Source organism: Specibacter sp. BI4 (genome assembly GCF_056680095.1).
On record NZ_CM155265.1, the window covers coordinates 3,586,615 to 3,607,781 of the forward strand.

Below are 21,167 nucleotides of genomic sequence, written 5' to 3' on the forward strand. Positions count from 1 at the left end.
TGCTTATTATTGGCTGACTCATCGCCATCGACGCCACGAGGGAAGCAGCAATGACACCACCCATGCACCAACAGGAGACTCTTGGATGAGCGAGCTAAACGAATGGTTCGACAGCGTTGATCCAGTGGTCATTCAACGAATGGCTGAAGGGAAAGAGCTCCGTGACGGACTGGCCCGCTTCATGCTCAACTATCAGTTCGCGATAGAGGAGATCATGACGAAGATCAACATCCTTAAAACTGAGTTCGAGCATCTCCACGACTACAGTCCCATCGAACACGTCAGTTCGCGCCTCAAGTCTCCCGACAGCCTTCTTGACAAGGCCAGGCGCCGGGGAATACCGCTAACCTTTGAGTCGCTGAGCCAAAATGTGCAAGATGTTGCTGGTGTTCGGATTGTCTGCAGCTTTAAAGCGGACGCCTATTGGATTGCCGAGATGATCAGCTCGCAGCAGGACATCACTGTGGTGGCGACCAAGGATTACATCGCCAACCCCAAACCCAACGGATACAAGAGCCTTCACCTCATTGTCCAGGTGCCAATCTTCCTCTCGGAATCAATTCAGAACATGCACGTTGAATTGCAGATCCGCACCGTGGCGATGGACTTCTGGGCCAGTCTCGAACACAAGATTTACTACAAATATGATCATGCCATCCCGTCATCCATACTCGCGGAGCTTCACGACGCAGCGGCAACAGCCAGCCGGCTCGACGCAAAAATGGAACGAATCCACGATGAAGTCCAGGGCAAGGTTGTCCGCAGCACCGCGGAGGACCACGGAAACAAGAATTAGGCGATCAAAACGCACGCGGGACTGCCGAATTCAATCTGTTGGACGGGTTCGGTGCCGGGCAGGCCGTTTCCGTCCAGCTCAAAGACGGAGACGTTGTTGGAGAGCTGGTTGGCCACATAGATCTTGTTGTTTCCGTCGTTTGGCTCGGACAGGGCGAAGTGGCGGGGCCAGTTTCCGCCGCTGGACACCTCGTGCAGGAAACGCGGTGCAGTGGCTGCCGCAGGCGGCCGGGCCGTGCCGCCGCCCTCGTTGAGCCCGCCCACGTCCAGGACGACTATGGTATTGGGCCCCCTGACGGCCGCATACAGTTTGCTGCCGTCCGCGCTGAGCTCGATGTGCGAGGGGAAAAATTCCTTGGCGCCGGCCACTGCTTCAGGGCCCTGGGCGAGCGGGGATTTGAACAGCCAACGCCAAAAATAGTCGGCGCCACGCACCGAAGTCCCTGAATCACGCGCTTTCGCATCACGGGGCGTCCGCTGCAGCACGTGCAGGTACCCGTCGAGCTCTCCGGCCACCAGCAGAAAATCCCCCTTGAGGGCGACATGGCGGGGACCGCTGCCGGGCGGCAGTTGGGCCGATTCCAGCAAGGCGAAGCCGCCGTCGGCCAAGGCGTACTCGTCGACGCGGTCCGCCCCCAGATCGGCCACCAGGGCTGTCCCCCACGGCGTCGCGGTCACTTGGTGGGCGTGTGATTCGCCTTGCCTGTCGGCAACGGGACCGTTGCCGGGGTGTGCGAGAAGTTGCGGAAGCGGTGCAGTCCCGGGGCCGTCCCCACGCAGGAGCCCTGCGAGGGCAACGACGGAAACATTGCCGGAGGAGTAGTTGGCACCCCACACGTGATCGTCGATGAGCACCACGTGGCAGGAGTCGGCCCCGCCGGTGGGCACCTTGCCCAGCAGATCAAGTGTTTGCGGGTCAATGGCGACGATATTGCCCTGCGGCAGCTCTTCGACAGCCAGCAGAGTCCCGCCGCCCCACGCCATGAACGAAGGATTTATCACTCCCGCGCTTTGCCGGCTGCGCTCCCCCACCGCGCCGTCAGGGGGCAGCTCAAAGCGGACAATGCCCGGCCCGGAGCCGGAGCCCTCCTCGGTGTACCCGCTGACCAGAAGTGCGGGCGCATTGGTGGCGGGGCTGGACGTCATGTTTGATCTCCTTGAAAGCGCAAACGGCTGGGTGGTACTTCCACGCTAGCCCTCGCGCCGTCGAATTACAGTTTCCCGTCCCAGGTATCACCTTGTCGCCGCCCGGCGCTGTTCGTTCACGGTGTGTCAGGTCCGCAGTGGCTGGCTGCAGTGCGCCGCTTGCCGTTGACAACCAGCGCGTGCATTCATTGTCTCGTGATTGCCCTTGCTACCGCAGCGGTCGCAGAAAATCCCTCAGGTCAGTGGCTAGCAGCCCGGGTTCTTCGTGCGGTGCGAAATGTCCGCCCCGCGGCATTTTCGTGTACCTCGCCACGTTGTAGCTCCTTTCAGCCCAGCTGCTGGGTGGATGCGTGAGGTCGTGGGGGAAAACTGCGACTGCCGTGGGGACCTCAACCCTGCCAACTCGCGCCGTAAACCCGGCCGCGAACTCCCAGTAGGGTCTGAACGACGTCGAGATTGAGTTTGTGAACCAGTACAGCGAGGCCTGCGTGAGCAGGAAGTCGTCACTGAATCGCGTTGAGAGGTCTCCACCGGAGTCGCTCCATGCCCGGTACTTCTCGATGATCCACGCGAGGAGGCCGGCTGGGGAGTCGGAGAGTGCCGGTGCGAGGCTGAGCGGGCGGGTCTGCTGTTCGTGCTGGTACCCGCCTTCCGCGGCAACCCAGGATTGCAACTCGTCGAGATAGCCCTGCTCTTCACTGGTGGGCGGCGTTGCCTCAAGGTTGGCGGGGACGGCAACCGCCATAAGATGGATTCCAACCACCGATTCCGGGTGGGCTTCCGCCAGGCGCGAGGTAATGCCGGCGCCCAGGTCGCCGCCGTGTGCGGCGTAGCGCTCGAAGCCGAGCTCATCCACCATCAGCTGGTGCCAGATATCGTGGGTCTGCTCGGCGTGGGCCGGGCGTTGTGGGGAAAACGGAAACCCGGGCAGGGCCGGGACGATGACCGTGAACGCGTCCGCCGCGTCTCCACCATAGGTGGTGGGGGTGGCGAGTCTTCGGGCGAGCTCGACAAGTTCCAGAGGAGTGCTCGGCCATCCGTTTGTCAGGACGATCGGGAGCGCCCCGGCGGACTCAGCCTCGAATCGCAGATAGGACACGGCAGTATCTGCGACCGTCGCGCTGTGCCACGGCAACGCATTGATCTGGCGCTGCTGGGCCTGCCAATCGAAACCGTCAGCCCAGTAGGAAACCAGGCGGCGCAACTCCACTTGGTCCGTGCCAGCCGTCCAGCCGGTCACCGGCCAAGCGGGCGACCACCGTGTTCTCCGGAGCCGGTCGCGCAGATCATCGACGTCTTCTTGCGGCACCTCAAGCACAAATTCACCATGCATCATGTGATTCTCCTCGGTATAAGGAGTATATCCAGTCCCCGAAGCGGGAAGTTGTGATGGGGGCCGGCCGGCCCCCATCGTCCATGAGTCATTCGGGACTTCCCTGGGCATTGTCAGGTACTATGCAATGCATGGTACCGAATGAGACCGTCAGCACCAACCTCCGCAAGGGGGTCCTGGAGTACTGCGTCCTCGCCACGATAGGTGGCGGGGAAATGTACGGACTGGACATAGCCAACGGTCTCCAGCACCGGGGGCTGCTCACCAGTGAGGGAACGCTGTACCCGTTGCTGGCACGGCTGCGCCGCAATGGACTGGTGGAAACGAGCTGGCGTGAATCCAGCCAGGGCGCCCCGCGCCGGTATTACACACTGACGGAAACCGGGCGGGAATCACTGGCCGCCTTTGCCAGCGTCTGGGAATCCTTCAGCGCGTCCGTCTCCGACATACTCAAGCCACCAACCGGGGGAACTCCATGACGCACGACATCGAAGATGCCCAAGTTCGCAGCTATCTGGCCGCCCTCGGGGCCAGGCTGGCGCACCTGCCCGCCGATCAGTCCGAGGAAATCCTGTTTGGCGTGCGTGAGCACATTGAGGATGCTCTCGAGCGCGGGGGCCAGTCGACCACGGAGATACTGGCCGGCCTGGGCAGTCCGGACGACATCGCTGGCGGATTGGCTGCGGCGGACGCACCGGTTCGCGGCCCGGTGCAGCAGCAGGCCCCGGCACAGCGCTACCAGACCTCAACACTCTGGGTGGTTGCGAGCTGCATCCTGCTTCCGCTTGGCGGCTACCTCGCCGGAATTGGCTGGCTCTTCGGAGTGGCAGGGCTGTGGATGGGCACGCGTTGGAAACTATGGGAAAAAATCATGGGCACGGTGCTGCTGCCCGGCGGTGTTTTGGGCGCCCAAATCCTTGCCTTCTTGCCAATATGGGGACCATTAATAGTCACCAGCACCCAAGATTCCAGCGGCAATGACCTCCAAGGCCCCATGATCCCGGGCTTGTCACTCGAGGGATCCATCGCATTGACGTGCATCCCCGCAGCCGTCGCCGTCTACTTGCTGATCGTCGGACTGCGCCGCCCGTCAACCACACCACCGCCCATGCGGCACAATTGAGACATGAGTTCACACGAGATCATTGACATCCCCATCCGCGACGACATGATCCGCCTCGGCCAGTTGCTGAAACTTGCCAGCCTGGTCGACGACGGTGTGGAAGCCACCGAGCTCATCAAGAATGGCCTGGTCCAGGTCAACGGTGAGATCGATGAGCGCCGCGGCCGCCAGCTCCACCCCGGCGACACCGTCACTGTTAACGGCGAAACCGTCCGCATCGCCACCGGCGGCTAGCGTCCCAAAACTGCACCACAGCTTAACCGGACGACGGCGCACCCAAGCCGGGTGCGCCGTCGAACTTTAACATGCGGCTACTTCGTGTTCACCGCATTCAGGACCTTGTACTGCAGGAACTCCCCCACGTGCCCGATTTCCTGGGCGTTGATGCCGTGGAGAATGCCCGTGTACAGCACCTTCGTCAGCTTCACATGCGCGTGCATCCAGGTGTTTGTCGCCTCGATGGCGAACTCGGGGATGACGGGATCGGCCTGGTCCCGGCCCCAGAAAACGTCGGGCTTGCGTGCGGCCACGGCGGCGTCGTCGAAGAACGGATCGTCCTCGGCGTCAACCACGAAGCCCGACAGGCCCACCACGGCGGCATAGTCGGCGGGGCGGTGGCGCAGCAGCGAGGTGGCCATGCACATGCCCTGCGAGAACCCGAGCAGGCTCACGGACGTGTGATCGGTGCGCACGCTTTCCAGCCAGAGTTCGACGTCGGACGCGGCCTCCGTCACGGACGTCACCGCATAGCTCAGGTCGCTGCGCAGCGGGAACCAGGCGTAGCCCGGGCCAGCCTGCAGCGGCGCGCGGACGGAGGCCACCGTGAAGTCTGCAGGGAGCTGGGATGCCAGCGAGAACAGGTCCGCCTCATCGGCGCCGTAGCCGTGGAAAATCACCAGAAGAGGTGTTCCGGGCCGCTCATTTTCGGGACGTGACCAAAGGACTGTGGGGGTTTCACTCATACCCCCATCTTTCCATGAATCGTGCCGGGCCCAAAAAACAGGGGTGGCGGAAATGGGTGGTTACCGGGCAGTATGGGTAGGTGAACGATTCTTTGCTACAGCATCCCTGGACCCGCTACGTCGCCATGGGCGACTCCTTTACTGAGGGCATTGGCGACCCGGAACCGAGCAGCCCCGGCGGCAACCGCGGCTGGGCTGACCGTGTGGCGGAGGAGCTCAACCGCGGCTCCGAAGACTTCAAGTACGCCAACCTTGCCATCCGCGGCCGCCTCCTGGGCCAGATTCTTGGCGAGCAACTGCAGCCCGCGCTGGCGCTCAAACCCGATTTGATCAGCATTTCGGCCGGCGGCAACGACTTGATCCGCCCCGGCTCGGATCCCGACGCCCTGGCCGAACAACTCGATATTGCCGTGGGACAAATGACGGCGGCCGGTGCCACCGTCCTGTTGCTCAACGGCCCCGATATTCGAGACACCCCGGTATTGGGCATGGTCCGCGGGCGGGTGGCAATCTACAACGAAAATCTGCGCACCATCGCCACGCGCCACGACGCCGTCGTCGGCGACATGTGGTCGCTGCGACAGCTGGCCGACACACAGATGTGGGCCGGTGACAGGCTGCACTTCTCCCCGCTGGGCCACCACACGATTGCGATCATGGTGCTGCAGGCGCTGAACATCAGGCACTCACTGGTGCCCCTGGAACCCAAGCCGCTGCCGCCGCAAAAATGGCAGGTGGCACGTGCCGAGGACCTTGTCTGGGCCAGGGAATTCTTGTTCCCCTGGGTGCTCCGCAGGCTGCGGCACCAGTCCTCCGGTGACGGAATCACCGCCAAGCGCCCCACCCCGGGACCGATTTTCGGCCCCCAGCCCTAGCGCGCTGCCCGGGCAACCGATTATCGCCTGCTTTCACGACTAGGATGGAAGCAGGTGCAGCGGGTTTCGCGCCCTACGAAGAAGAGGTGTGTTGTGCCAGTCATGCTCGGGTCACTTGCAGAGGGCAGTGTCGCTGCGTCTTCTTCCGCGTCGTTCAGCATCCAACCGTATTTTGCGCTGGTGGTCGTCGCCATCATCCTCATCAGTTCCTTCGCCAAGGCAGCAGCCCGCAAGAAGCGTGCAAACGAGGCCAACCCGTACGCGGCAACCAAACAGGCCGGCCGGGTTGGTGTTGCCCACCAGCCAACAGCGAATGTCCCGTATGCGGGGACGCTGCTCAATGGTGTTCCGCTGGGCAACTACGACAATTCCCATGGACACCAGACCACCGGATTCGCCAACGAGCGGATGCGGGCCGAGGCGGAGCTCAAGCGCCAGCTTGACGCCTTGGACACCGCCCGCCGCAACGGCCAAGTCACGGCGGAACAGTACGCCGTCCACCGCGAGGCAATCTTCAAGAACTTCTAACCCCCAAGCCAACTGCCCCGCAGTTGTGGTTGCCGAATCAACCTATTTAAGTTGATTCAGCAACCACAACTGCGGGGCAGTTATTTAAGCGGGTTGATGTTTAAGGGGTGAAGAAGGATTCCTGCAGCAATTCGCCCACGGCAGCCACCTCGGTGAGGAAGCCGTCGTGGCCAATGCCCGAATCAATCCGCGCAACCCGCACGTCGCCCGGCAGTGCCGCGGCCAGGGCATCCGACTGTGCCGGGAAGTACAGCCGGTCGCTGCTGACCGCCGCCACGAGAAATTCAACGCCGCCCGTCACGGCCAGGGCTTGCTCGAGTGTGCCGCGGTCCCGGGTGACGTCGTGGCTCATGAGCGCCTCGGTGATGGCGATGTAGCTGTTGGCGTCGAACCTGCCAGCCAGCTTTTGTGCCTGATGGTCCAGGTAGCTTTCGATCTGGTACCTGCCCACAGCGGCAGTCCCGAGCCGCCCGTGGTTGATGGTGCCGCCGTCGTCCTGGGCCTTGCGGCCAAAGCGCGTCTCCATCTCCGTTTCTGAGCGGTACGTGATGTGGGCAATCCGTCGGGCGAGCCCCAGGCCTGAGGTGGGGGCTGCGCCGTCGTAATAATCCCCGCCGGCAAAGTTCGGGTCCTGGCGGATCGCCAGCACCTGGGCCTGGGCGAACGCAATTTGCTCGGCCGTACTGGCCGCGCACGACGCCACCACGGCGCAGCGCTGCACACGGCCGGGGTACGTGGCCGCCCACTCCAGCGCCCGCGCGCCCCCCATGGACCCGCCGATGACAGCGTGCCAGGAGCTGACACCAAGGATGTCGGCCAGGCGCGCCTCGGCGTGGACAGAGTCGCGGATGGTCACGAACGGGAAGCGGGAGCCGTACGGCCTGCCATCCCCGGCAATGCTGGACGGGCCGGTGGTGCCGTAGCACCCGCCCACGATGTTCGCGCACACAACAAAGAATTTGTCGGTGTCGATCACCGCGCCGGGCCCCACCAGGCCTTCCCACCATCCGTCTTCCTCGGAATCGCCGCGGCTGACGTGGGTGCTTCCGGTGAGGGCGTGTTGGATGAGCACGGCGTTGTCGCCGGCGGCGTTCAGTGTCCCCCAGCATTCAAAGGCCATTGTCACCGAGGGCAGCACGCCTCCGGCCTCCAGCGGCAGTGCGCCGATGTGGACCGAACGCAGCACCCCGCCGCCCTGGCCGACGGCGGCTGACCACGAACTGCCGGCCGGCTCGGGTGTGCCGGTTTCAATGTCGGGGGTCACCACCTTGGGCTCCGCTGCCGTCTTGATTACGTGGCCCATTCAGCTCACGGACGATTTTGCGGTGCGGAACCCGGCTTCAAGGTCGGCGATGATGTCGGCAACATTTTCCAGGCCCACGGAGAGTCGCACCAGTCCCGGGCGCACGCCGGCGGCAAGCTGCTGTTCGGGGGAAAGCTGCGCGTGCGTGGTGGACGCCGGGTGGATGACCAGGGATCGCACGTCGCCCAGGTTGGCAACGTGGGAGTGCAGTTCCAGGCCGTCAACAAAGCGCTTGCCGGCTTCCGCCCCGCCCTTGATGTCAAAGGAGACGATGGCGCCGATGCCCTTGGGCCCGTATTTGCGTCCGCGCTCAAACCAGGGGCTGGAGGGGATTCCCGCGTAGGCCACGGCCTCCACGTTTTCGTTCTTTTCAAGCCATTCGGCCACCGTCACGGCGTTGCTGACGTGGCGTTCAACGCGCAGGCTCAGCGTCTCGATGCCCTGGGCGATGAGGAAGGCGTTGAACGGTGAGATGGCGGAGCCGAGGTCGCGCAGCAGCTGCACGCGCGCCTTGAGGATGTAGGCCAGGTTGGCGCCGAGAGCGCTGCCAACGCCGAGGTCGCGGGCGAACACCAGGCCGTTGTAGGTTTCGTCAGGGGTGTTGAAGCCGGGGAACTTCTCCGGGTCGGCAGCGAAGTCGAACTTGCCGCCGTCGACAATCACGCCGCCAATGGCGGTGCCGTGCCCGCCCAGGTACTTGGTGGCCGAGTGGATGACGATGTCGGCACCCCATTCCAGCGGACGGAGCAGGTACGGGGTGGCAAGGGTGTTGTCAACGATCAGCGGCACGCCGGCCTCGTGGGCAATGGTGCTGATGTTTTCCAGGTCGAGGACGTCCTGGCGGGGGTTGGACACCGTCTCGCCGAAGAATGCCTTGGTGTTTGGGCGGACCGAGGAGCGCCATTCGTCCAGGTTGTCGGGGTCGGAGACAAACGTGACCTCGATGCCGAGCCGCTTCAGCGTGTGTGCGAGCAGGTTGAACGTGCCGCCGTAGACGCTCGGGCTGGAGACGATGTGGTCCCCGGCCTCGGCCACGTTGAGGATGGCGAAGGTTGTTGCGGCCTGGCCCGAGGCGAGCAGCAGGGCACCGACACCGCCTTCAAGGTTGGCAACCCGCTGCTCCACGGCATCCGTGGTGGGGTTGCCGATGCGGGTGTAGATGGGCTCCAGCTCGGCGAGGGCGAACCGTGCGGCTGCGCTTTCGGCCGACGGGAACACAAACGACGTCGTCTGGTAGATGGGCAGGGCCCGCGCACCGGTGGCGGCGTCCGGCTGCTGGCCTACGTGGATCTGACGGGTTTCAAATGACCAACCGTTACTCATGGATGGATTCCTTCACACTAGAGGCCTGCAACAAAACCCTCCGGCACTGACTGCCCGGAGGGCCCTGAAATCTATGGCCCGCGCTTGCACCGGAACCGGTCGGTTCGATGCCAGGTCCTCACCCGGGGCACCCCACCGCGGAAGGAGGGTTGCCGGTCAGCAAGCCGGGGCTGTGCGCTGACACTCATGACCTGCATCCAGTGTGGAAGAAACCCCGCAATGCCGCAAGATTGTGACAACTTTATGACTTAAGCGAAGAACTGCTTGATTTTTGGCCCAAAAGGTGGCTTGCGCTGAACAAGCGGCTGGCCCCGTGGTGTTTCGAAGCAGTTCAGGCCTGCATGAGCGCGCATCTGCGGAGCGGGGAGCGGAAGCGGCAGGATGCAGGCACGGACGACGCCGGACACGCACCTGCCAGCGCCCGCCCCCTGCCGCCGGGCTGCTTCGGAACGCTGATGGGCCCGGACCCGGACCTACTTGCCAAGTCCCGCCCGGCGCAGCGCCTCGGCCATGGCGGTGTCGGCCGACGGCGCAGCGGTGTTGGGGCGGCCCTGCGCACCGGCACCCCGGGGACCCTGACCCGGCCCCTGCTTGGTGCCCTGCTGACTACCCGGCCCTCGTCCGCGGCCATCGGTCCCGCCGCCCTTCGGCGAGGGACGCCCGGAAGTCCGGGGGCCGGCGTCGGGCTTCCCTGGCTGGGAAGATCCTGCCTTGGCACCGGCCCCCACCTCGTCATCCAGGCGCAGGGTCAGGGAGATGCGCTTGCGTTCGGGCTCCACCTCAAGGACCTTCACACGCACGACCTGGCCGGACTTGACCACCGCGTGTGGATCGGAAACGAAGGAATTGCTCATGGCTGAGACGTGGACAAGTCCGTCCTGGTGCACGCCAATGTCAACAAAGGCGCCAAACGCCGCCACATTGGAGACCGTTCCTTCCAGGATCATGCCCGGGCGCAGGTCGGTGATTTTCTCGATGCCGTCGGTGAAGGTGGCCGTTTCAAAGCGGGGGCGGGGGTCGCGGCCGGGCTTTTGCAGCTCGGCAACGATGTCCTGCACCGTGGGCAGGCCAAAGCTGCCGTCGACAAATTCGGCCGGGTTCACGGAAGCAGCGGCACCCACTCCCCCGGAGATTTCCGCCGTCGACGCACCCACCGCGGCGAGGATCTTGCGCGCCACGCCATAAGCCTCGGGGTGCACGCTGGACGCGTCGAGCGGCTCCGCTCCCCCGCTGATCCGCAGGAACCCGGCGCACTGTTCAAAGGCCTTCGGGCCAAGCCGGGCAACCTTGAGCAGTTCGCGGCGCTTGGTGAAGGGTCCATGTTCGTTCCTGTGGGCCACAATGTTTTCGCTCAACAGCGGTCCGACGCCGGCCACCCTCGCCAGCAGCGCGGGAGACGCGGTGTTGAGGTCCACGCCGACGGCGTTCACACAGTCCTCCACCACGGCGCCCAGTGAGCGTTCAAGTTTCGCCGGGGTGAGGTCGTGCTGGTACTGGCCCACACCAATCGATTTGGGGTCGATCTTCACCAATTCGGCCAGCGGATCCTGCAGGCGCCGCGCAATGGACACGGCCCCGCGCAGGGACACGTCCATGCCTGGCAGCTCGGCGCTGGCCAGCGCGGAGGCGGAATACACCGAGGCGCCGGCCTCGGACACCACCAGCTTCGTGACCAGGCGGTCCGGCGCCAGCCGCTTGAGCTCGGCGACCAGTTCGGCCGCCAGCTTGTCTGTTTCCCGGCTGGCGGTGCCGTTGCCGATGGCGACCAGCTCAACGCCATGGCGTTGCGACAGGGACACCAGCGTGGCCAAGGCTTCGTTCCAGCGCTTGGCCGGCGCGTGGGGATAGATGGTGTCGGTGGCCGCGACCTTGCCGGTGCCGTCCACGATGGCGACTTTGGTGCCCGTGCGCAGCCCCGGGTCGAGACCCAGCGTGGCGCGGTTTCCTGCCGGCGCGGCCAAAAGCACGTCGCGCAGATTGGCGGCGAAAACCCGCACCGATTCCTCTTCCGCGCTTTGGAACAGCCGCACACGCAGGTCCACTGAGAGGCGGGTCAGGATGCGGGTGCGCCATGCGAGCCGGGCGCTGGTCATGAGCCAGGAGTCGGCCGCCCTGCCGGATTCGGTGATGCCCAGGGAATGGGCGACGGCGCTTTCATAGCGGGAACGCGCCTGGGCCTGGGCGTCTGCATCACGGGGGTCGGCCTCGGCTAAGTCCAGCGACAGCACGCCTTCCTTTTCGCCGCGCAGCAACGCCAACACGCGGTGGCCGGGCAGGGTGTGCGGAGGCTGGGCAAAGTCAAAGTAATCCTTGAACTTTTCACCGTCCACGGACTTTCCGGCCTTCGCCGAGGAGCGCAGCCGGCCCGTCTTCCAGAGTTTCTCGCGCAGCCCGCCCACGAGCACGGCGTCCTGGCCGGCGCGTTCAATCAAGATGGCGCGGGCGCCGGCCAGTGCGTCGTCGGCGTTCGCCACACCGCGGGCGTTGTCGACAAAGGCATCCGCTTCGACAGCAGGGAATCTGGACGGATCGGCCAGCAACGCATCCAGCAGGGGTTCCAGTCCCGCCTCACGGGCAGCATCAGCCTTGGTCTTGCGGGTTGATTTGTACGGCAGGTACAGATCTTCAAGGTCGGATTTGGTGGCGGCCGCATCGATGGAACGGCGCAACTCCGCTGTCAACTTGGCCAGGCCGTGGATGGTCTCGAGCACCGTCACTCGGCGGGCCTCGAGCTCGCGCAGGTACCGCAGCCGCTCCTCCAGGTCGCGGAGCTGGGCATCGTCCAGGGTCCCCGTGGCCTCTTTTCTGTACCGGGCAATGAAGGGGACGCTGGCGCCGTCGTCCATCAAGGCAATCGCGGCGCGAACCTGGGCCTGCCGGACACCCAGCTCCGCGGCAATGGCGGCACTGATGCGGTCCTCCCGGGCGGCAGGGGTGGGCAGGGACAACGGGGTGTTTCCAGAATCAGTCACCCCTCAATTCTGCCCCACGGGCGGCGCCGCCGGATCCGCACGAGATCTGACGTCCCATGTGGCTTAGGGCACGCTAAGTCGAGAGCCTGATCACAAAGTGCCAAGATGAAGCTATGCGAATGGACCATGTTTCTTACGCCAGTGAATCAGATGGATTGGCCGCCACCACGGAGCGAATCGCGACGGCCCTCGGGGTCAAGGCTGTGAAGGGTGGAATCCACCCGCGCTTCGGCACACGCAATATGATCATCCCCCTCACGGACCACCACTATCTGGAAATTGTCGAGTGCCTCAACCACCCGGCATCGGACAAGGCACCCTTCGGCCAGGCCGTGCAGGCACGCTCCGCAGCCGGTGGCGGCTGGATGGGCTGGTGCGTCGCCGTGGACGATCTCGTCCCCTTTGAGGAGCGCCTCGGCCGCAGCGCCGTCCCCGGCAACCGCAAGTTCCCGGACGGCCAGGAATTGATCTGGCAGCAGATCGGCATCAAGGGCCTCATCGCCGACCCACAGGTCCCCTACATGCTCAAGTGGGAGGGTGATCCGGCCCTGCACCCGTCGCAGGCGCGCCCCTCCACCGTCAGGCTTTCCTCGCTCACCATCGCCGGCAGCGCCGAACGCGTCACCGAGTGGCTGGGCGAACCTGTCGAGGCGCCGCTGGAGGACGTTGACGTGGAGTGGATCGCCCCACGCGGCACCCCGGGTATCATGTCAGTCACCTTTGAGACGGCCGGCGGCCCCGTCACGATCTAGCTTTTGCCTTTCACGGGCCCACGATCGCAGGGTTCCCCGGCCGAGGCTGGGGTTCGGTTGGGGAACGACGTCGGCACCCTCCCCTTGTGGGCGGGTGCCGTTTTCGTTGGCCTGGGCAAGTACGAGCACGGCACCGATGGCCGCCGAGCTCCGGCCAAGGACGGCGGAACGGGGTCGATCCGGACAGCTTTCACGGTCCCGGGGGCCATCGTGGTCATTCGCCCATGGCCGGCCGGGATCGAATGACCACAGCAGCCCCCGGGGCCCTCAGGACGGCGGCGCGGAGGCTGTTTCAGCCGCCAAATCCCAGTGCCGGGCCCAGCGTGAACGCGGCGATGTCAACCAGGGCGTGCGCCACCACCAGCGGAGCCACCCGTCCGTACTTCTTGTACACCCAGCCAAACAGCAGCCCCATCGCGAAGTTGCCAATGAACGGACCGAAGCCCTGGTAGAGGTGGTAGCTGGCGCGCAGCAGGGCGCTGAGCAGGATTGCCGCCCACACACCCAGCCCAATCTTCTCCAGGCGCCCCAGCAGGTAGCCGTTCAGGATGACTTCCTCCAGGACGCCCGCACGGATGGCCGACATCACCAGCACGGGCACAGTCCACCAATACTGGTCCAGGGCGCTGGGAATGATCTCGGTGGTGACGCCCATCGCCCGCCCGGCGGCGTACAGGCCCAGCGACGGCACGCCAATGACCACCAGCAGCCCCAGCGCCCCCAGGCCGTCGCGGAGGGGGTGCCGCCAGTCCAGGCCGATGCGTCGAAAGACGGATTTTCCGGGTTCGGCCAGCAGGTAAAACACCAGCATGACAGGGACCAGCGCGAAGAAGATGTCCAAAATTTGGTACGTGAAGTCAAAAATTTCCCGGTTGTTGCGCACCGCGTTGAGCGTTGAAGTGCCCTCCGCAATCGGCGCCCGGCTCATCTTGTCCAGCAGCGACACCACCGAGTACACGGCCGACTGCCCCAGCGAGACCCCCAGCACCAGGAGCACCTCGATGATGAGCCGCCGTTGGGATTTGGCGCCCCAGCCCTGATGGTCGACGCCGGACCCGGCACCCGGGCCGGGCCGGGCCGGGACCTGGCTGCCGACGTCGTGCTTGGAAGCGGAAGGCACTGATTCAGTCATATGGCAATCATGCCCGCCCCGGACCAAAAGCGCACAGGGGGCACACGCCCGCGCGGGCCCGGGCCCGGCTTCCGGGCTGGGGGAACGGTTGGCGATAGGCTCGGTAACATGAGCGCCCCACGCCAGATCATCATGGTCCGCCACGGACAGTCGGCGGCCAACGTTGACCAGACCATTTACAACCGGATTCCCGACTACCGGATCCCGCTGACCGAGCTGGGCATCGCCCAGGCCAGGGAGGCCGGGGAGAAGGTCCGACGGCAGCTGGACGGGCAGAAGGTGCGTGTGTACGTGTCGCCTTATTTGCGGGCGTACCAGACCCTTGAAGCCATGGACCTGGGCGATCTCGTGGCGACCACAGTGGAGGAGCCGCGCCTGCGCGAGCAGGACTGGGCGAACTTCCAAAACCCTGCTGAGATCGCCGACCAAAAGGAACTGCGCAACGCCTACGGACATTTTTTCTACAGGTTTCGCGAGGGTGAATCCGGTTCGGATGTGTATGACAGGGTGTCGTCCTTCATGGAAACCTTGTTCAGGCATTGGTCCGGGAACGATTCCGTGCCGAACATCCTGCTCGTCACCCACGGGCTGACAATGCGCTTGTTTTGCATGCGCTGGTTCCACTGGTCGGTGGAGTACTTTGAATCGCTGAACAATCCCGGGAATGCCGAAACCCGCACGCTGCTGCGGGACGGCGAAAAGTATTTCCTTGACACCGAGTTTGCGCAGTGGACCGAGGCTGAACCGACCAAGACCGTATTGGATGCCCCCGAGCATATTTGGTGAGCCGGACCGCTCCCGGCCGGGCCTGCAGCACCAGCCCCGCACCACGTCGCCCGTCGCATTAGGCCACACCGGGCTGGCCTAATTATTATTTTCGGGCCGGCAAAGGGTAACCTGTCCTAAGTACAGGGGCACACCCCAGTTGAAACGTCGACGGAACACCGGAGTATTTGGGTGCTTGCAACATTGGTCATCGGCCTGCGGGAAGGCCTTGAGGCTGCCCTCATCGTGGGCATGATTGCGGCGTTCCTGCGCCGCAACGGCATCCCGCTCAAGCCCATGTGGCTCGGTGTTGGTGCGGCTGTCTTCCTGAGCGCGCTCGTCGGCATCATCCTTGAAATCGTGTCGGCGGCGCTCCCCCAGCAACAGCAGGAAGCCATGGAGACCGTCATCGGGGCCGTGGCCGTCGTCATCGTGACGTTCATGATCCTGTGGATGAGCAAGAATTCCCGCGCCATGAAGTCGGCCCTGGAGGCCCACGCCGGATCGGCGCTCAAAGGCGGCTCGGTGCTTGCCCTGGCCGGAATGGCGTTCCTCGCCGTGTTGCGCGAGGGCATTGAAACAGCTGTTTTCATGGTCGCCGCCTTCCAGTCCTCCTTGAACCCGGTGTCCGCCGGAGCCGGCGCCGTGCTCGGCCTGGCCATCGCCTCCGGCGTTGGCGTCCTGCTCTTCCGCGGCGCCATCAAGCTCAATCTCGCCAAATTCTTCAAGGCCACAGGCGTGTTCCTGGTGTTCGTCGCCGCGGGGCTGGTGCTGAAGTCGCTGCGCACAGCCCACGAGGCCGGCTGGCTCAACGTCGGCCAAGGCGCCACCGTCAACCTCGGCTGGCTGGCCCCCAACGGCAGCGCCCGCGCGGCCATTCTCACCGGCGTCTTCGGCATCCCCAACGACCCCCGCGTCGTCGAACTCCTCGGCTGGGCGCTCTACCTGGTCCCCATGCTCGCCTTCATCCTGTGGCCTCGCACCTGGCAGCCCTCGGCCGCTGCCATTCCGCGTGTGCAGTTCGCCGCCGCCGGAACCCTCGGCGCAGCCGCCCTTGCCCTTGTCCTGGCCGCACCGCTGGCCATCCCGGCAGCCCCGCTGGGGGAAAGTTCGACGCCGACCATCACCTCCTCGGGTGCGGCGGGGGTTTCGCTGCGGGTCACGTCGGGCGGCGCGGCGGCTGGGGACAGTGGCGTCGGCCACGCCGCCGCTCCGGGCGCGGCCAATGCGGCCGGTGCTGACAACGCGGCCGCCGCAGTCAGCTCCGGTGCCGGCACACCAAAAACACTCGTGGCGACAACCGGCGACGGCACGGTGCGCAACTATCCGCTCACCGCCCAGGGCACCGAGTCCCACGCGGGCCGCACGGCCTCCGTGTACTCCGCCGCGGCAACACCGGATGCCCGCCAGGAACCGGCCACCATCAACGTCGCGGCCCTGACGGAGCTCAACGGCGGTCGGATGCCTGTGGGCATCAGCACCTCCAGCAACCCCGGCCCGTTCGCTGCGGCATGGAACCACAAGGGCGAGGTCACGGTGTGGCTCGTCGACGGCTCAATCATCGACGCCGTCAGCACGCAGTCAGACACCCTGACCCTGAGCGGCGGCGGTCTGGCCAGCTCACGCACCATTGCCGTGGCCGGCGACGACGGCTGGCGTGTCCCCGAGGAACACGTCACCGCGGCCGTCACCGAGCTGAGCAGCTTTGCCTCGGCCACCACCGAAAATGTGCTGTGGTCCCGCTACCTGCCGGGAGTTTTCATCATCGCTGCGCTGGTGCTGTTTGTCGCCGGCCGCCGCAACCGGCGCCAGCTCCTCGTTACCGCCCCCTCCCCCTGAATCCCCGCACCCGGCCGCCTGCGTTTCGCAGAGGCTGCTTAGTGCCCCCATTTTCACGTGCGCACGCCATCATGCATTCAGAGTTTCCACCCCAGCCAAGGACACCCATGACCTCCTTTTCGCCCCGCACTTTCCGCTCCACAGCCCCTGTCCTGCTGGCCGGCGCGGCCGTGCTGTCCCTTTCGCTGGCCGGTTGCGGCGGTGCCGCAACGCAGGAGAACGCCGCCGGAGCCCCGAAGGGCCACGCCGCCCCCGTCAGCAACGGCGCCGCCCAGATCGCCGTCAGCGTTGAAAAGGTCGACGACGAGGACCAGTGCGTGCCTGACTTCGCATCGGCGCCTGCCGGCCCCGTCACGTTCACCGTCGCCAACAAGGATGCCTCGGGTGTCAGCGAGGTTGAGCTGCTCAGCGACAAGCGCATCCTGGGCGAGCGTGAAAACGTCATTCCCGGATTGAAGTCGGTCAGTTTCACAGTCACCCTGGCCGGCGGCGAATACCAGCTGTACTGCCCCGGCGCCGCGGCCGAGAACGTCCCATTCTCCGTGACGGGTGCCGCCGCCTCAGCAGCCGCCAACGGTGTGGGCGACTTGTTGAAGGAGGGCACAGACGGTTACGCCAAGTACGTTTCCGGCCAGGTTGACAGCCTTGTCCTGGCGGCGGCCGCCCTGCAGTCGGCCGTTGATGCCGGCGATGTGGCTGCCAGCCAGAAGGCCTATGCCGAGGCCCGTCCCTTCTTTGAGCGCATCGAACCGGTGGCGGAAAGCTTCCCCGACCTCGACCCCGCGCTTGACCTTCGCGTGGCCGACGTCGAACCCGGAACCGAGTGGACAGGTTTCCACCCGTTGGAGAAGGACCTGTTTGAGGCCAAGGCCATCACCGATTCCTCCAAGGCCCTGGCCGCCGGCATCGTCGGGAATGTGGGCACCTTGAAGACGCTGACCGCCGGGCTGGAGACCAACGCCTCCTACAAGCCCGAAGAATTGGCCAATGGCGCCAGCAGCCTGCTGGAAGAAGTCCAGTCTTCGAAGATCACCGGCGAGGAAGAGGCCTACTCCAAGCTGGACCTGGTGGACTTTGCCGCCAACATCGAAGGCTCCCAGCAGGCCTTTGAATACCTCAAGCCGGCACTGGATCAGATCGATGCGGCCCTGACCGGGCAGATTTCCGCCCAGTTTGAAACAGTCAACACCGCCCTGGAGGACTACAAGGATCCCGCGTCGCTCGGTGGCTGGAAGTCCTACACGGAGGAATTGAAGAAGTCCGACGCCGCCAAGCTCACCGCCTTGATCCAGTCGCTGCAGGCCCCGCTGGCCAAGATTTCCGAGAAAGTGGCCACGGTTTAAATGACTGAAGCAACCCCCGCCGCGGACGGCGTTTCCCGCCGCACGTTCTTCAACGGTTCGGCCGCCCTGGCCGGTGCCGGCGGCTTGGCCCTTGGCGCCGGTGGTGGCATGGCGCTCACTGCCGCCACCCCGCCCGGGGCCGTCTCCGACGTCGAACTTGTCACGGCCCGGGAAGCCCTGACATACCCGTTTTATGGGGAACACCAGGGCGGAATCGACACACCCCCGCAGGACCACCTGGTGTTTACGGCGTTCGATGTGACGGCCGTGACCGCCGTGGAGCTGCAGCTGGTGCTGGCCAAATGGTCAGCGGCGATGGCCGAGATGACGGCGGGGTCCCCGGTGGGCAAGGTGGAGCCCGCGCGTGAGCAGGCCGTGCCCGGTGACACCGGCGAAGCCGCCGGCATGGGTCCGCAGGGGCTGACGCTGACATTGGGCTTTGGGCCGTCGTTGTTTGACGACAGGTTTGGGCTGGCGAAGTTCAAGCCGGCAGATTTTGCCGAGCTGCCGGCCATGGCGGGCGAGTCGCTGGATCCTGCCATGACCGGCGGGGACCTGTGCATCCAGGCCTGCGCCAACGACCCCCAGGTCGCCTACCACGCGGTGCGGAACCTGGCCCGCATGGCACGCACAGCCGTGAAAACGAGGTGGACGGTGCTGGGTTTTGGGCGGGCCTCCGCAGGAGCCAATCAGTCGACCCCGCGGAACCTGATGGGTTTCAAGGACGGCACCCGCAACGTCAGCGGCTCCGGTGATTTCACCGACCATGTCTGGGTGGGCGGGGAAGCCAGGCAGCCGTGGATGGTTGGCGGCAGCTACCTGGTGGCCCGCAAGATCCACATGCTCATCGAGACCTGGGATGAAGACCCCATTGGCGACCAGCAAAGCATTTTTGGGCGGAGCAAGAAAGAAGGCGCCCCCTTGTCAGGAACAAAGGAGCACGACGTCCCCGACTTCCACGCTGCGATTCCCGGGAACCCGTCCGGGACGCCTGCCATCGCAGCCGATTCCCACATTGCCCTGGCCGCCCATGAAAACAACAACGGCACGAAGATCCTGCGCCGGGGCTACAATTTCACCGACGGGCTGGACGCCGTGGGCCGGCTGGATGCGGGGTTGATGTTCCTGAGCTTCCAGAAGAACCCGGAACAGTTTGTGGCACTGCAGCGAAAACTGGGCAGCTCGGACCGGCTCAACGAGTACATCCGCCATGTCGGCTCGGCAGTTTTTGCCATCCCCGGCGGACTGCCCGCGGCGGGCAGCTACTACGGCAAGGAATTCTTCGCTTAAAGCTGCGGAGCCACAATCACCGCGGTGCCGGCTTCCTTGAACGCCTTCAGCTGCTCCGGGGTGATGCGTGAGTCGGTGATCAAGTTCTTGAAATCGTGTTCCTCCATGGTGGCGAAGGCGCGTTTGCCGATCTTGGAGGCGTCGGCCAGGATGTAGGCCTCCGAGGCCCGGCGTGCCATCTTGGAGTTCACTGATGCCTCGCCCTCGTCATTGGTGGTGGGCCCGGCCCCCGGTTCAATCCCGTTGACGCCGATGAAGGCAAAGTCGAGGGCCACGCGCTGCAAAATGGAGTCCGCGTAGGGGCCAACCAGCTCGTAGGAGCGCGGGTTCACTATGCCGCCGGTGACCATGATCTTGAAGTTGGGCCGGATGGCCAGCTGGGCGGCAATGTTGATCGCGTTGGTGACAACTGTCAGCGTCGGCCGGTTGGACTGGACCATCAGGTCCTCGCGGGTGGAGAGCACCTGGGCCAGTGCCGTGCTCGTGGTGCCGCCGCACAGGCCAATGACGGCGCCCTTGGGGATCAACGCGCTGGCGGCGTGGGCGATCTGCAGCTTTTCCTCGGCATGGTCGTCCCGGTTATAGCGTCCGGGCAGGTCATAGGAAACAGAACCGCTGGTGGCACCGCCGCGGGTGCGCGTCAGCAGCCGCTCATTGGCCAGGGAGTCGAGGTCGCGGCGCGCAGTTGCCGGGGAAACCCCCAGCTTGGCCACGACCTCGTCGACTTCGACCTGGCCGTCGGCGGCCAGAATGTCCAAAATCGCTGTGAGTCGTTCAGTTCTGTTCATGTCCAACTCCTGGGCGGCCAACCGGCCGCCGCGTTTAGTCTTCTGCGTGGGCGGCGCCGGCAAACAACGCCAGCAACCGTGAAACTTCGGGAACCAGGGCCGCACGGCCGGCGCCCAGGTACTTGCGTGAATCCACAACGGCAGGGTTGGCATCCAGATATTGACGCACCGCCCGGGTAAAGAAACCGTTCAGGTGGGTGGAGACGTTGATCTTGGTCATGCCTGCTGCAATCGCTGCCACAATGTTCTCATCTGACACCCCCGATGAGCCGTGCAACACCAGGGGAACGTCCAAAGCAGCCTTGAGCTCGGCGATCCGGGCCAGGTTCAACGCGGCGCGGCGCTCGGTCATTGCGTGCGAGGAACCCACCGCAACTGCCAGTGCGTCGACACCCGTGGCAGCCACAAACGCGGCAGCTTCCCCCGGATCCGTCAGCACGCCGGGTGCGTGCGCCCCGTCCTTGCCGCCAACCTTGCCCAGTTCGGCCTCCACGTAGACACCGCGTTCGTGGGCGTAGGCGGCGACCCGGGCCGTGACCTCAACATTTTGGGCGTACTCAAGGTGGGCGCCGTCGTACATGATTGAGCCAAAGCCCAGGTCGACAGCTTCCCGGGCCAGCGCCTCGTCCTCCGCATGGTCAAGGTGCACTGCCACCGGCACCGACGCCTTGCGGGCTGCGGCCAGCGTCGCCAGGGCCACGGGTTCCAGCCCGCCGTGGAACTTCGCGCAGTTTTCGGAGATTTGCAGGATGACAGGGCGGCCGGCTGCCTCGGCGCCGCCGATCAGCCCCTCGATGGTCTCCAGGTGGATCACGTTGAACGCGCCCTGGCCGGTGCCGGCCGAGGCAGCCAGGTCCATGATGGTGCGGGTGTTTGTCAATGCCATGAAAGATGCGTC

Annotated in this window: 20 protein-coding genes and 1 riboswitch; of the genes, 11 read left to right on the top strand and 9 right to left on the bottom strand. The window is 65.0% G+C overall.

Going from position 1 to position 21,167, the window contains the following annotated elements:
* The first annotated feature begins 85 nt into the window (after positions 1-85).
* A complete protein-coding gene (locus AC1L6K_RS16440; RefSeq protein ID WP_480949908.1) occupies positions 86-796 on the top strand; it encodes a GTP pyrophosphokinase in 711 nt (236 codons plus the stop codon).
* On the opposite strand, the gene AC1L6K_RS16445 is transcribed toward AC1L6K_RS16440, so the two are convergent.
* Together AC1L6K_RS16445 and AC1L6K_RS16450 are read right to left on the bottom strand one after the other, a co-directional pair.
* Positions 793-1,941, bottom strand: a complete 1,149-nt coding sequence (locus AC1L6K_RS16445; protein WP_480949909.1) for a lactonase family protein — start codon at positions 1,939-1,941, stop codon at positions 793-795. The two genes, AC1L6K_RS16440 and AC1L6K_RS16445, sit on opposite strands and share 4 nt — an antisense overlap.
* Before the next feature lie 208 nt (positions 1,942-2,149).
* Positions 2,150-3,277 carry an epoxide hydrolase family protein gene (locus tag AC1L6K_RS16450; protein ID WP_480949910.1) on the bottom strand — a complete coding sequence of 376 codons (1,128 nt, stop codon included), beginning with the start codon at positions 3,275-3,277 and terminating at the stop codon, positions 2,150-2,152.
* Positions 3,278-3,405: 128 nt separating this feature from the next.
* Here AC1L6K_RS16450 and AC1L6K_RS16455 point away from each other — a divergent pair, with 128 nt between their 5' ends.
* Genes AC1L6K_RS16455 through AC1L6K_RS16465 form a run of 3 tightly spaced genes read left to right on the top strand, consistent with a single transcriptional unit; the run spans position 3,406 to position 4,631 of the window.
* Positions 3,406-3,753: a PadR family transcriptional regulator gene (locus tag AC1L6K_RS16455; protein ID WP_480949911.1), complete on the top strand. Its 348-nt coding sequence runs from the start codon at positions 3,406-3,408 to the stop codon at positions 3,751-3,753.
* A complete protein-coding gene (locus AC1L6K_RS16460; protein ID WP_480949912.1) occupies positions 3,750-4,397 on the top strand; it encodes a DUF1700 domain-containing protein in 648 nt (215 codons plus the stop codon). The genes AC1L6K_RS16455 and AC1L6K_RS16460 overlap by 4 nt, the downstream gene beginning before the upstream one ends.
* Before the next feature lie 3 nt (positions 4,398-4,400).
* A complete protein-coding gene (locus AC1L6K_RS16465) occupies positions 4,401-4,631 on the top strand; it encodes an RNA-binding S4 domain-containing protein (RefSeq protein ID WP_480949913.1) in 231 nt (76 codons plus the stop codon).
* A gap of 77 nt (positions 4,632-4,708) precedes the next feature.
* On the opposite strand, the gene AC1L6K_RS16470 is transcribed toward AC1L6K_RS16465, so the two are convergent.
* Positions 4,709-5,359 carry an alpha/beta hydrolase gene (locus tag AC1L6K_RS16470; protein ID WP_480949914.1) on the bottom strand — a complete coding sequence of 217 codons (651 nt, stop codon included), beginning with the start codon at positions 5,357-5,359 and terminating at the stop codon, positions 4,709-4,711.
* Between the two features lie 125 nt (positions 5,360-5,484).
* Between AC1L6K_RS16470 and AC1L6K_RS16475 the strand changes: the two genes are divergently transcribed.
* Positions 5,485-6,234: an SGNH/GDSL hydrolase family protein gene (locus AC1L6K_RS16475; protein WP_480952803.1), complete on the top strand. Its 750-nt coding sequence runs from the start codon at positions 5,485-5,487 to the stop codon at positions 6,232-6,234.
* 102 nt (positions 6,235-6,336) lie between these two features.
* Positions 6,337-6,762, top strand: coding sequence for a hypothetical protein (locus AC1L6K_RS16480; RefSeq protein ID WP_480949915.1), 426 nt, complete (start codon positions 6,337-6,339; stop codon positions 6,760-6,762).
* A 100-nt stretch (positions 6,763-6,862) separates the two neighbouring features.
* Here the strand turns inward: AC1L6K_RS16480 and metX are convergent, their stop codons facing one another.
* From metX to AC1L6K_RS16495, 3 genes are all read right to left on the bottom strand, one after another.
* Positions 6,863-8,065, bottom strand: a complete 1,203-nt coding sequence (gene metX, locus AC1L6K_RS16485) for a homoserine O-acetyltransferase MetX (RefSeq protein WP_480949916.1) — start codon at positions 8,063-8,065, stop codon at positions 6,863-6,865.
* Positions 8,066-9,388 carry a bifunctional o-acetylhomoserine/o-acetylserine sulfhydrylase gene (locus AC1L6K_RS16490; RefSeq protein WP_480949917.1) on the bottom strand — a complete coding sequence of 441 codons (1,323 nt, stop codon included), beginning with the start codon at positions 9,386-9,388 and terminating at the stop codon, positions 8,066-8,068.
* A gap of 75 nt (positions 9,389-9,463) precedes the next feature.
* A riboswitch (SAM riboswitch) is annotated at positions 9,464-9,580 on the bottom strand.
* A gap of 281 nt (positions 9,581-9,861) precedes the next feature.
* The gene (locus AC1L6K_RS16495) at positions 9,862-12,360 is read right to left on the bottom strand and encodes a Tex family protein (RefSeq protein WP_480949918.1); all 2,499 of its coding nucleotides are present in this window, start codon (positions 12,358-12,360) and stop codon (positions 9,862-9,864) included.
* Positions 12,361-12,473: 113 nt separating this feature from the next.
* Here AC1L6K_RS16495 and AC1L6K_RS16500 point away from each other — a divergent pair, with 113 nt between their 5' ends.
* Positions 12,474-13,112, top strand: coding sequence for a VOC family protein (locus AC1L6K_RS16500; RefSeq protein WP_480949919.1), 639 nt, complete (start codon positions 12,474-12,476; stop codon positions 13,110-13,112).
* A 292-nt stretch (positions 13,113-13,404) separates the two neighbouring features.
* On the opposite strand, the gene AC1L6K_RS16505 is transcribed toward AC1L6K_RS16500, so the two are convergent.
* The gene (locus AC1L6K_RS16505; protein WP_480949920.1) at positions 13,405-14,244 is read right to left on the bottom strand and encodes a CPBP family intramembrane glutamic endopeptidase; all 840 of its coding nucleotides are present in this window, start codon (positions 14,242-14,244) and stop codon (positions 13,405-13,407) included.
* 108 nt (positions 14,245-14,352) lie between these two features.
* Here AC1L6K_RS16505 and AC1L6K_RS16510 point away from each other — a divergent pair, with 108 nt between their 5' ends.
* The 4 genes from AC1L6K_RS16510 (at position 14,353) to efeB (ending at position 19,481) form a co-directional block, all read left to right on the top strand.
* Positions 14,353-15,030: a histidine phosphatase family protein gene (locus AC1L6K_RS16510; protein ID WP_480949921.1), complete on the top strand. Its 678-nt coding sequence runs from the start codon at positions 14,353-14,355 to the stop codon at positions 15,028-15,030.
* 171 nt (positions 15,031-15,201) lie between these two features.
* Positions 15,202-16,848 (top strand): iron uptake transporter permease EfeU, encoded by a 1,647-nt coding sequence (gene efeU / locus AC1L6K_RS16515; protein ID WP_480949922.1) that lies wholly within the window; start codon positions 15,202-15,204, stop codon positions 16,846-16,848.
* A gap of 107 nt (positions 16,849-16,955) precedes the next feature.
* Positions 16,956-18,191, top strand: a complete 1,236-nt coding sequence (gene efeO / locus AC1L6K_RS16520; protein ID WP_480949923.1) for an iron uptake system protein EfeO — start codon at positions 16,956-16,958, stop codon at positions 18,189-18,191.
* Positions 18,192-19,481 carry an iron uptake transporter deferrochelatase/peroxidase subunit gene (gene efeB / locus AC1L6K_RS16525; RefSeq protein WP_480949924.1) on the top strand — a complete coding sequence of 430 codons (1,290 nt, stop codon included), beginning with the start codon at positions 18,192-18,194 and terminating at the stop codon, positions 19,479-19,481.
* Here the strand turns inward: efeB and AC1L6K_RS16530 are convergent.
* A complete protein-coding gene (locus AC1L6K_RS16530) occupies positions 19,478-20,269 on the bottom strand; it encodes a DeoR/GlpR family DNA-binding transcription regulator (protein WP_480949925.1) in 792 nt (263 codons plus the stop codon). The two genes, efeB and AC1L6K_RS16530, sit on opposite strands and share 4 nt — an antisense overlap.
* A 34-nt stretch (positions 20,270-20,303) precedes the next feature.
* Positions 20,304-21,155 carry a class II fructose-bisphosphate aldolase gene (locus AC1L6K_RS16535; protein ID WP_480949926.1) on the bottom strand — a complete coding sequence of 284 codons (852 nt, stop codon included), beginning with the start codon at positions 21,153-21,155 and terminating at the stop codon, positions 20,304-20,306.
* Positions 21,156-21,167: the final 12 nt, after the last annotated feature.